This is a genomic window from Nocardioides sp. (assembly GCF_047607365.1).
GTDB lineage: Bacteria > Actinomycetota > Actinomycetes > Propionibacteriales > Nocardioidaceae > Nocardioides.
The window spans coordinates 1-10,803 of the sequence record NZ_JASGDD010000049.1 but is presented as its reverse complement, the minus strand read 5'-3'; the positions used below and the strand labels follow the sequence as shown (position 1 = coordinate 10,803).

The following is a 10,803-nucleotide window of genomic DNA, read 5'->3' as shown; positions in this document are numbered from 1 at the left end:
GGTGCTCGCCGCCGCGGCCCTCGGCGCCGCTGCCGCCTCGGGGAGCGCACGACTGGCGGGCGAGCGATGACGGCGATCCAGACGCGACCCGTGGAGGTGGGCCGACGGGGCGAGGTGCTCATCCTCGCGACCTGCATCCTCGCCAACTTCATGGCCTACGGCACCTACGCCGCCTTCACCGTGGCGGTGCCGGCGATGAGCCGCGACCTCGACGGAGGAGTGACGACGGCGACCTGGATGGTCCTCGCCTTCACCCTCGCGATGGCCTCGACCACCCTCATCTTCGCGCGGCTCAGCGACGAGCTCGGCCGGCGCTGGCTCTACGTCGGCGGGATCGTCGTCTTCGCCGTCACCGCGGTGGTCTGCACGGTCGACACCGGCGACGCGATGCTCATCGCGATGCGGGCCGTCCAGGGGATGGCGGCAGCGGCCTCGATGGCCACGTCGACCGCGGTCATCACCGACGTCTTCCCCCTGTCGCGGCTGCCGATCGCGATGGGGATCTTCATGTCGGTGGCGGGAGCGTCGGCCGTCTTCGGCCCGATGCTCGGCGGCGTGCTGATCGACCACGTCGGGTGGCGCTCCATCTTCTGGGCCTCGGTCCTCTTCGGCGGGCTGGCGGTCCTGACCGGCTGGGACGGCCTCAAGCACGTCCACGCGCCGCCGGTCCGGCCGTTCCCCTTCGACGTCCCCGGCGCGGTGTCGTCGATCGTCGCCATCGCCGCGCTCGTCTACGGCATCCAGGGCCTGGGCCGGAGCGGAGCGGGAGCGACGGTCGCCGCGGCCCTGCTCGCGAGCGTCCTGGCGCTGGCCGGCTTCGTCGCCGTCGAGCGCCGCTCGGCGCACCCGCTGGTCGACCTGGCGGTGGTCAGCGGGCAGCGGTCCGGCCTCTACGTCTCGGCGCTGGGCACCGCGCTCGGCGGAGGCGGCCTGGTGGTGATGGTGACGCTCTACCTCGAGATCGTCGAGGGCTTCTCGGCCGCCGCGGCGGGAGCCTTCCTGCTGCCCATGGGCGTGATGCTGCTCATCGGGGCGCCGATGGCCGGCGTACTGCAACGCTGGGCGAGTCAGCGCACGCTCACCGCCTGGGGCGGCGTGGGCATCGGGATCTCCACGGTGCTCGCCGCGGTGGTCGTCGCGGTGGACGGGTCGACGCGGCTGCTCTGGCCGCTGCTGGTCGTGTCCGGAACCGCCCAGGGGCTCTACCAGGCGGCCCTGAGCGGCCGCCTGATGGCGGGCATGGCGCCCAACCGTCGCGGCATCGCCAACGGTGTCCGCTCCACCCTGATCAACGGCGGCAACGCCCTGTCGACGGCCCTCGTCATCGCCATCGTGACCATGACGGCGGGCGCCTCCTCGATCCGCGAGACCGACGCTGCCGGGGCCCGCCCGGCGTTCGTGACGGCGGGACTGCTGCTCGGCGCCCTCGCGCTCCTCGGCGCGTACGCCGCCTGGCTGGCCCGTCCCGCTGCGGAGGAGCTCCGATGACGTCGCTCGACACGTCCACGCCCCGGTCCGGGACCACGGCCGGCTCGGTCGGCCGCCGCGCGGAGATCGGGATCCTGGCGACGTGCGGGCTCAACAACTTCCTGATCTACGGGACGTTCTCCGCGCTCAACGTGGCCCTGCCCGCCATGGCGAAGGATCTCGACGGCGGCGTCTCGACGGCGTCCTGGATCCTGCTGGCCTTCCTGCTGGCGAACTCCTCGACCACCATCCTCTTCGCGAAGCTCAGCGACGAGTGGGGACGGCGCTGGTTCTACTTCGGCGGCATCCTCGTCTTCACCCTCGCCTCGATCGCCTGCCTCGTCGTCCGGGACGACGGGACGCTCGTGCTGCTCCGGGTGCTCCAGGGGCTGGCGTCCGCCAGCTCGATGTCGACCTCGTCGGCGGTCATCTCCGACGTCTTCCCGCCGGCTCGCCTCCCGATGGCGCTGGGCGTCTTCATGGCGGTCGCCGGCATGTCGACCCTCGTCGGCCCGATCGTCGGCGGCGTGCTGATCGACCACTTCGGCTGGCGCTCGATCTTCTGGCTGGCCGTGGGCCTCGGGTCGATGGCCATCGCGGTCGGCTGGGGTGCCCTGAAGAACGTCCACTCCCCGCCGATCTCGCGGTTCCGCCTCGACGGCGCGGGCACGGTCACCTCGACCGGCGGCATCGCCGCCCTCATCCTCGCGGTCCAGCTCTTCGGTGACGGCGGCAGCCGGACCTCCGTGGTCGTCGCGAGCGTCGTCGCGCTCGGCCTGCTCGCCACCTTCGTCTCCGTGGAGCGGCGCAGCCCCCATCCCCTCGTCGATCCCCAGATCGTCTCGGGCGGACGTGGCCGCGTCTACCTCGCCGCCTTCTGCGCGGCGATGCCGTCGACCGGCCTCGCCGTCCTCACCACCCTGTATCTCCAGGTCCTGGCCGGGGAGTCGGCCGCCGTGGCCGGCCTCTACCTCCTCCCCATGGGCGGCGCGATGCTGGTCGGGTCCCTCTCCGCGGGACTCCTCCAGCGCCGGATGTCCGCGCGCGCGGCCAACGCACTCGGGGCCCGGGGGGTCGCCGCGGGCGCGGTGGGGGTGACCGGGGTGATCGCGCTGGACCTCCCGACCGTGGCCCTCGGCCTCGTGCTGCTCGTCGTCGGCCTCTTCCAGGGCCTGTACCAGGCCTCACTGTCGGCGCGGCTGCTCCTCGGCGTCGCGCCCAACCGGCGCGGGATCGCGCAGGGCCTGCGGGCCACGATCATGAACGGTGCGAACGCTCTCTCCACGGCGACGGTGGTCGCCGCCGTCAGCCTGATCGCCGGGGAGGACGCCATCGAGGGCATGGCCACCGGATCCGCCCGGGTCGCGTTCATCCTCGCCGGCGCCCTGCTGGCGGGCTTCGCGCTGATGGCCGCCCTGTTGACGACCGCGCGTCGTCGCGGCGGAAGGGGTGCCTGAGCGTGCAGTCGGTCTTCGAAGGGTTCGCGACCGTGGGCCTCGTCATCGGCCTGGGCATCCTCCTGGCGCATCTGGGCGTGATCGACGTCGACGGCCAGCGCGTCCTCTCCACGCTGTCGTTCCTCGTCGCCACGCCGGCCCTGCTGATCGTCACCATCCAGGGCAGCGAGCTCGGCGCCATCTTCTCCCGCGGCATGCTCGCCTCCGCGATCGGCGTCATCGTGGTCGTGGCCGGCTCGGTGGGCCTGTCGATCTGGCGGCGGGAGACGTTCGGCGAGTCCGTCGTCGGGGCCATGGCGGCCAGCTACGGCAACACCGGGAACCTCGGCCTGCCGATCGCGGCGTACGTCCTCGGCAGCGCCGTCCTGGTCGCGCCGACCATGCTGCTCCAGCTGCTGTTCATGCAGCCGGTGGTGCTCACCTGCCTCGACGCCGCCATGTCGGGCCGGCGGCTGCGCGTGGTCGACGTCGTCACCCGCCCGTTCAAGAACCCGATCACGCTGGGCGCCTTCGCCGGCATGTTCCTCGTGATCAGCGACCTCACGCTGCCGCAGTGGATCTACGACCCGGTCGAGCTCGTCGGCAACCTCGCCGTCCCCTGCATGCTGCTGGCGTACGGCGTCGCGCTGAGGCTCGGCCCGCTGCCGGGACGCGGTGTCAGCCCGGTCGTGATGTGGGGCCGGATCGTTCTGAAGCTGGTCGTCGAGCCCGTGGCGACCTATCTCGCCGGGCGCTACGTCTTCGGCCTCGACGGGGTCACGCTGCTGGCCGTCACCGTGATCGCGGCTCTGCCGACCGCGCAGAACACGTTCGTGATCGCCAGCCGGTATCGCACCGGGCAGGTCATGGCGCGCGACGTGATCTTCGTGAGCACGCTGCTGTCCGTGCCGGTGATCGCGGCGGTCGCCTACCTGCTGACCTGACGCCGACCGGACCGGTCAGGCCGTCATCCGCTGCGGCGTCTCCATCTCGTGACCGGCGTGCAGCGCCACCGGTCCCGCCGCGATGTAGCTGTGGCTCAGCTCGCGGAGCTCGCCCTTCGCGTCGTGGGTGAGGCGCTCGAGGAGCAGCAGCATCGACCCGGGCCGGACCTGCAGCCGAGGGGCGATCTGGTCGTCGGCGCGGATCGCGTGGACCCACGACTCGATCCGGCCCGGCGCCAGCCCGTAGGACCTCGTGAAGAGCGTCTCGAAGTCCTCGGTGGTGTTCTCGAGGGTGAGGGTCCTCGGGCGTGCCAGGCGACCGTCGGAGTACCGCACGAAGATCATGATCGGGCGCCCGTCGAGCCGCACGAGGTGCTCGTCGATGAGGACGCGATCCGAGCCGGCGGGCAGCAGCTCACCGAGGAACGGCGGCATCTGGATCCGCGCCGAGGCGAGCAGCTCGCCCTCGTAGCGAGGGCCCTCGCTGGAGGAGTACGGCACCCCGGAGTCGAGCGTGAGGTCCGTGATGGGCGTCGCGGTCAGCGTCCCGGTGGCCGGGTCCCGGCGTACCAGGCCCTCGGCGCGCAGCTGCTCCACCACCGAGTGGACGGTGGTCGGGTCCGCGCCGAACGCCACCTCGATGTCGTGCTCGTCGAGCTGTGCGCCGGGGGAGACCATACCGTCGCGGATCGCGGTGCGGATCTCGGTGTGCAGGTCGGGAATGGAGCGGTGCCGCAGCTCCTCGGGCGGCACCTCGTCCGTGACGGCGGCGTGCTTGACCTCCGTACGCGCGGGGACCGCGTCCGCCGGAGAGGCGGCGAGCCCGCCGGCCTGGAAGTCGACGTGGGCATCGACGTGGGAGGTGAGGCTCACCGTGGCCGCCGGGTAGTGGCCGATGCTGTACTCCCGGGGAGCCCCCGTCGCGTCCCACAGCACACGCGACTTGACGATCAGCGGCGTGCCGGGCTCCACCTCGAGGCGGCGGGCGGCCGACTCGTCGGCCGCCTTGGCCTCGATCCAGCACTCCACGCGGGCGAGCGGAGAGCCGTACGCCGCCTTGAAGACGGCATGGAAGTCGTCGCCCTCCTCCCCGGTGACGAGGGGCCGCTCGGCGCCCTCGGCCAGGGTGAAGCGGGTGTAGAGCAACGCCGGCCGGCCCTCGAACAGGTCGGTCACCTCGAGCTGGAAGACCGCGCTCTCCTCGGTCCGCAGGTAGTGGCGCGACACCGGCGTGGAGGCGACCCAGCGAGCGTCGGTCACGATCGTCTGATGCGGCGCCGCGGCCGGGTCCCAGCCGTTGCCGACGTTGATCGGGACCTCGACCGGCAGCGAGACGACCTTGGTCCCGAGGCGCGGGGAGCGGGAGACGACCCCCTCGGCCGCCAGCAGCTTCAGGGCTCCCCGGATGGAGTTCCGGCTCGCGGAGAACATCGGGACGAGCGTGGCCTCGTCGAGGCGGTCGTCGGCGGCGAGCGAGCCGCGGCGGATGCTGGTGAACAGGGCGCCGTGGGCGCCGACGATCGAGGTGAGGCGCAGCTGCTCGGCGGCACGGGCGCGGTCTCGGGCAGCCTGCATGTGCGCCAGCCGGCGCTCGTTCTCGTCGAAGAATGACGGTGGCACGGGGAAGCCTCCTGACCTGCTGGCGACGGAGATCGCGGTCGTCGCGGGCGATGCCCAGAGCCTCACATACCTTTGTTACGCCCGTGGGTGTCGGACGTTGTCGCTGGGTCTCGCCGGGGGCCCGGATCGGGTGGGCGGCGCAATCGCCGTGCAATTCAGCCGTCCTAGGGTGCGACACATGCACTACGTCATCTATGGGGCAGGCGCCGTCGGCGGGGTCATCGGCGGCAATCTCTTCCGCAACGGCGTGCCGGTCACCCTCGTCGCCCGCGGGCAGCACCTCGCGGCGATGCGGGCGAACGGCGGCCTGACGCTGGATCTCGAGGACGGCCCGGAGCTGCTCGACATGCCGTTGGCCCTCAACGCCTCGGAGGTCGAGTGGAGGGACGACTCCGTCGTCCTGCTCTGCGTCAAGGGCCAGCAGACGGCCGCCGCGCTGGACGACCTCCAGGCCCACGCCCCGGTCTCCACCCCGATCGTCTCGGTCCAGAACGGCGTCGCGAACGAGGCGACGATCCTGCGGCGCTTCCCGCGGGTCTACTCGATCTGCGTCGTGCTCCCGGCCAGCCACCTCGAGCCCGGCATCGTCGTCCAGGACTCGGCCAGCGTGCCGGGGATCCTCGACATCGGCGTCTTCCCCTCCGGGACCGACGAGGTCGCCGCCGCCATCTCCGCGGACCTCTCGGCGGGCGGGTTCCTGTCCACGACGCGGGAGAACGTGATGGCGTGGAAGCATCGCAAGCTGATCGCGAACCTCGGCAACGGCGTGGGCGCGAGCTTCGTGGACAACGAGGCCGCCGACGAGCTGCTCCGCCTCGCCCGCGCCGAGGGCGAGGCCGTCCTCGAGGCGGCGGGCATCGACGTGGTCACCCCGCAGGACGACCTCGACCGCAGGGCGAACCACATCGTGCGCCGGTCGCACCGGGAGAAGGCCTCCGGTGGAAGCTCGACCTGGCAGAGCGTCGCGCGGGGCGCCGGCAGTGTCGAGATCGACTACCTGGCCGGCGAGATCGTCCTGCTCGGCCGGCTCCACGGCGTACGCACGCCGGTCAACGAGCTGGTGCAGCTGACCACGACGCGTCTCTCCCGCGAGGGACTGCCGCCCGCCAGCGTCGATGCGAGGGAGTTCCTGGACGGGCTGCTGGTCGCCGGATGACGAAGCTCGCCGACGAGGACGGACCACCGCTCGGGGAGATCGGCGATCCGCTGGCGGCGCTGGCCGAGAGGCCGCTCAGCAGGCTGGCCGCGCCGGTCTACCTGCCGGCGGCCGTCTATGCCGTCGGCAACGGCGCGGTCACCCCGATGATCGCGATCACCGCCCACGACCTCGGCGCGAGCCTGACGCTCGCCGGACTGATCGCCGGACTGCCGCTGATCGGCCGGCTGCTGGGGGACGCGCCCAGCGGATCCCTGGTGGGCCGCGTGGGAGAGCGCGCCGCGATGCTGTGGGCCTCGGCGTTCACGCTGCTGGCGACCGTCGCCGTGCTGGCGGTCCAGACCCTGGTGGTGCTCTCCGTCGCCGGCCTGGTGATGGGCGTGGCCAGCTCCACGTTCATGCTGGCGCGGCACGCCCTGATCACCGACAACGTCCCGGCCCGGTTCCGCGGCCGGGCGCTCGCGATGCTCGCGGGCATGGTCCGCACGGGCATGGCCGTCGGCCCCTTCCTCACGGCGGCCCTGATCGGGTGGACGGGCGCGCTGGCGGCGTACTGGATCCAGATGGTGACGACCGTGGCGGTCATGGCCTTCCTGATGCGGGTGCCCGACGTCGCGGGCGGAGCCTCCCGGCACGCGATGCACGAGTCCCACAACACCGTGCAGATGCTCGCCCGCAACGCCGACGTCTTCCTCAAGCTGGGCATCGGGATCGGCACGCTCATGATGCTGCGGATGGCACGGCCCATCATCGTGCCGCTCTGGGGTCTCGCCATCGACCTCGATCCGACGACGATCGCGATCGCGATGGGCGTGAGCGGTGCCCTCGAGGTCGCCCTCTTCTACGTCGGCGGGTATCTCACCGACCGCTTCGGCCGGACGTGGGTGGCCGTGCCGGTCACCGCGGGGATGGCCGTGGGCACCGCTGGTCTCGCCCTGGCGCATGGCGTCGTCGCCTTCTTCGTCGTCACCGCCGTGATCGCGCTCGCCAACAGCCTCGGCGGCGGGATCATGATGACGATGGGCTCCGACCTCGCCGTCGGCCGCGGGAAGACGTCGCAGTTCCTCGGCGTGTGGCGGCTCTTCTCCGACGGCGCGACCGCCCTCGCCCCCTTCATCATCTCGGCCGCGACCGCGCTCGCGGGACCGGCGCTGGCGGCGGGTGCGCTCGGCGTCGTCGGCGGCGTCGGCGCCGGGATGCTGTGGCGCTGGATGCCGGCGTACTTCGGCGCGGAGCTCGACGCCGAGCTCTCGAACACGCTCTGAGCCGGCCGGCGCGGGCCGGGCGGTCAGGCGCTCCGCTACGCCTCGCGCAGGGCCGCGGTCGCCTCGATCTCCACGAGCATCCCGCCCTGCAGCGCCGAGCCGACCGTCGCGCGGACGGGGTGGGGAGCCGGCATCAGCTCGGCGTAGACGCGGTTGTAGCCCGGGACGTCCTCGAGATTCGCCACCCAGGCGTTGACCTTGACCACGTCGCGGAGGTCCAGGCCCGCCTCGGCGAGCACCGACTCGATGTTGGCCAGGGACTGGCGGGTCTGCGCCTCGATGCCCGCGGCGAGCTCGCCGGTCCGGGGGTCGCGGCCGCCGTGGCCCGCGACGAAGCAGAAGCCGTTGGCGATCATGCCCTTGCTCAGCGGTGCGCCTCCGGGCTCGGCCGGGCGGATCGGAGTCTTCATGGCGACGAGCGTCGCGCCGGACGGTCACGGCCGCGTGACCATCGTCGGACCCTTGGGTTGCGCCGGTGGGCTGCCTCCTCGTCGCCCCTGTTCCTGGGGCGGCTCGTGGGTCGGCTCAGGGGTCGGCTCAGGGGTCGGTGGCGCAATGCCGGCGATATCCGTGCTGGCTAGCCTTCCGGGCGTGACCCGTCTCGTCTGGCTTCCGATCGACCCCGCCGACCTCGGCGAGCTTCCCGGCGACCTCGCCTACGAGGTGGTGCGCTCCACCGATCCGGTGCCGCCCGGCGCCGAGAACGTGGAGCTCTGGGTCCCGCCGAGCCAGCCGCCGGCGGCGTACGAGGCGGCGTTCGCGGCCATGGCCTCGCTCCAGGTGGTGCAGACGATGTCGGCGGGCATCGACTCCGTGAAGGGCCTGGTCCCCGACGGCGTCGCGCTGCACAACGCCAGGGGCGTCCACGACACCGCCACGGCCGAGCACGCCGTCGCGCTCACCCTCGCCGCCCAGCGGGCGATCCCGGTCTTCGCCGAGCAGCAGGGCGCCGGTGCCTGGAAGCAGTTCCACACCCCCGGACTCGGCGACAAGACCGTCCTGATCGTCGGCTACGGCTCGATCGGCCGCGCCATCGCGCGTCGCCTGGAGGGCTTCGAGGCCGACGTCGTGAAGGTCGCGCGGACCGCGCGCGACGGCGTCCACGGCCTCGGCGAGCTGCCGGCGCTCGTCCCGCGGGCCGACGTCGTCATCCTCATGACGCCGCTGACCGACACCACCCGGGGCATGGTCGGCGCGGAGTTCCTCTCGTGGATGAGGCCCGGCGCCCTGCTGGTCAACGTCGCGCGCGGGCCGGTCGTCGACACCGACGCGCTCGTGGAGGCCTGCGCGGCCGGCCGGATCCGCGCCGCCGTGGACGTCACCGACCCCGAGCCGCTGTCGGCCGACCACCCGCTCTGGCGTACGCCGAACGTCCTGGTGACCCCGCACGTCGGCGGTGACACCGACGCCGAGGCGGTCAGGCTGCACCGGCTGCTGCGCGAGCAGCTGACCCGGTTCGCCGCCGGGGAACCGCTGGTCAACGAGATCACGGGCGACTACTGACCCCGCGGGCCGCTCGCGGCGAGGCACCGCCGGTGGCGGGGCCGGGTCAGCCGACGAAGGCGCAGGTCGCCCGCATCTGCAGCGTGTCGGCGGTGGGCAGCCCGGGGGTGTAGGCGACGGCCTTGCCATAGAGGCCGCTGCCGAGGTTGGGCAGCACGACCTGGACGGCCTCGTCGGAGCCGGCCCACCCGTTGATCAGCTTCGCGGCCTCCGCCGCGCCGCCGCTGCCGGCGAGGGCGACGGCGAGCGCGCCGGCAGCGAGGAGGGTGGCGAGGGAGGGCTTGCGCGGGCTCGTGCCGCCGACGGTAGGAGCGCCCGGCGCCCCGCGGCAGTGGGGATCCGGCGTAAGGCGACGGCCCCTGCGTGGCCCGGACCGGTCAGCTGGTGACGGTCGCGCAGATGATGCGGAGCTCGATGCGATCCGAGCCGGCGGCGGTGTTCTTGCCCGACGCGTACCAGCTGGTGGTGGACGAGCCGCCGCTGGGATAGACCTGGACGGCCTCCTCGGTCTGGATCCAGTAGGCCGTGGCTCCGAGGATCTTCTTGCCGGCGGGGCATTGGGCGTTGACCGTGGTGGTGACCCCGGACGCGACCGAGGCCGAGGCGGCGGACTTCATCTCGTAGCCGCTGACGCCGTCGGCGCCCGGCTGCCCCTGGGGACCCTGCGCGCCCTGAGGTCCCGCCACGGCCGCTCCAGCCGTCGGCAGCACGCCCTTGGCGAGGTCGGCCGCGGTGACCGTGCCGTCCTTGATCTGCTTGCCGGTGACGGTGTTGGGCTTGATCAGCCCGCCGTTGATCAGCTTCTTCGCCTCCGCGACCCCGCCGCTGCCGACGACCGCCACGATGAGGGCGGTGCCGCCGAGCAGCGTGCCGAGGGCGGGCCTGCGCGATGTCCGTGTCGTCATGGAGCGGACGCTAGGGCGAGCCCGGGCGGCGGGGCAGTCGGGTTCAGGAGTAGTCCGAGGCCCACCACGTCCGCGCGAGCGCGAACCGGGTCGTCGTCGCCCAGCGACTCCCGATGTCGGCGACGTGCTTCTCGACGGTCCGGGCGGACACGGCCAGGGCCTCGGCGATCTGCTGGTTCGACCGGCCCTCGGCGACGAGGCGCGCCACCTCCTGCTGCCGCGGCGTGAGCGAGGGCGTCGGCAGAGCCCCGGCCGGACGGCGTACGGCGGCGAGGAGGCCGATCCGCGACGCGACCCCGAACGCGCAGAGGACGCGGGAGACGTGCACCTTGACGGTGTACGGCGAGACGACCAGGGCCTCGGCGATCTCCTGGACCTCCTGGCCGCGGAGGATCCGCTCCGCGACCTCGGCCTCGGTCGGGGAGAGGGCCGCCCAGCCCCCGCCCGCGACCGGCTGGAGCCGTCGGCGGGCGGCGCCGAGCGTCTGCGCCGCGGACGTGCGCAGCG

At 72.9% G+C, this 10,803-nt stretch carries 10 protein-coding genes; 6 read left to right on the top strand and 4 right to left on the bottom strand.

The annotated features are described in order from the left end of the window. The 3 genes from QM572_RS04190 to QM572_RS04180 form a co-directional block, all read left to right on the top strand. On the top strand, positions 1-1,488 hold a 1,488-nt coding region (locus QM572_RS04190), incomplete at its 5' end, for an MFS transporter (RefSeq protein WP_415090347.1). Further along, a complete protein-coding gene (locus QM572_RS04185; RefSeq protein ID WP_415090345.1) occupies positions 1,485-2,924 on the top strand; it encodes an MFS transporter in 1,440 nt (479 codons plus the stop codon). The genes QM572_RS04190 and QM572_RS04185, both read left to right, overlap by 4 nt. 2 nt (positions 2,925-2,926) lie before the next feature. Beyond that, on the top strand, positions 2,927-3,847 hold the full coding sequence (locus QM572_RS04180; protein ID WP_415090343.1) for an AEC family transporter: 921 nt from the start codon (positions 2,927-2,929) through the stop codon (positions 3,845-3,847). 15 nt (positions 3,848-3,862) lie between these two features. On the opposite strand, the gene QM572_RS04175 is transcribed toward QM572_RS04180, so the two are convergent. After that, positions 3,863-5,467, bottom strand: coding sequence for a GntR family transcriptional regulator (locus QM572_RS04175; RefSeq protein WP_415090341.1), 1,605 nt, complete (start codon positions 5,465-5,467; stop codon positions 3,863-3,865). A 178-nt stretch (positions 5,468-5,645) separates the two neighbouring features. Between QM572_RS04175 and QM572_RS04170 the strand changes: the two genes are divergently transcribed. Together QM572_RS04170 and QM572_RS04165 are read left to right on the top strand one after the other, a co-directional pair. Then, positions 5,646-6,623, top strand: a complete 978-nt coding sequence (locus QM572_RS04170; protein WP_415090339.1) for a ketopantoate reductase family protein — start codon at positions 5,646-5,648, stop codon at positions 6,621-6,623. Further along, the gene (locus tag QM572_RS04165) at positions 6,620-7,888 is read left to right on the top strand and encodes an MFS transporter (protein ID WP_415090337.1); all 1,269 of its coding nucleotides are present in this window, start codon (positions 6,620-6,622) and stop codon (positions 7,886-7,888) included. Before QM572_RS04170 ends, QM572_RS04165 begins: the two co-directional genes overlap by 4 nt. 35 nt (positions 7,889-7,923) lie before the next feature. Here QM572_RS04165 and QM572_RS04160 read toward each other — a convergent pair whose 3' ends face one another. Continuing rightward, positions 7,924-8,298, bottom strand: a complete 375-nt coding sequence (locus tag QM572_RS04160; RefSeq protein WP_415090335.1) for a RidA family protein — start codon at positions 8,296-8,298, stop codon at positions 7,924-7,926. 181 nt (positions 8,299-8,479) lie between these two features. Here QM572_RS04160 and QM572_RS04155 point away from each other — a divergent pair, with 181 nt between their 5' ends. Further along, a complete protein-coding gene (locus tag QM572_RS04155; RefSeq protein ID WP_415090333.1) occupies positions 8,480-9,391 on the top strand; it encodes a 2-hydroxyacid dehydrogenase in 912 nt (303 codons plus the stop codon). A gap of 377 nt (positions 9,392-9,768) precedes the next feature. On the opposite strand, the gene QM572_RS04150 is transcribed toward QM572_RS04155, so the two are convergent. Both QM572_RS04150 and QM572_RS04145 read right to left on the bottom strand, forming a co-directional pair. Next, entirely contained in the window at positions 9,769-10,296 is a 528-nt protein-coding gene (locus QM572_RS04150) for a hypothetical protein (RefSeq protein WP_415090331.1), read from the bottom strand. A gap of 43 nt (positions 10,297-10,339) precedes the next feature. Then, positions 10,340-10,803: response regulator transcription factor (locus QM572_RS04145; protein WP_415090329.1), on the bottom strand; the 464-nt coding region annotated here is incomplete at its 5' end.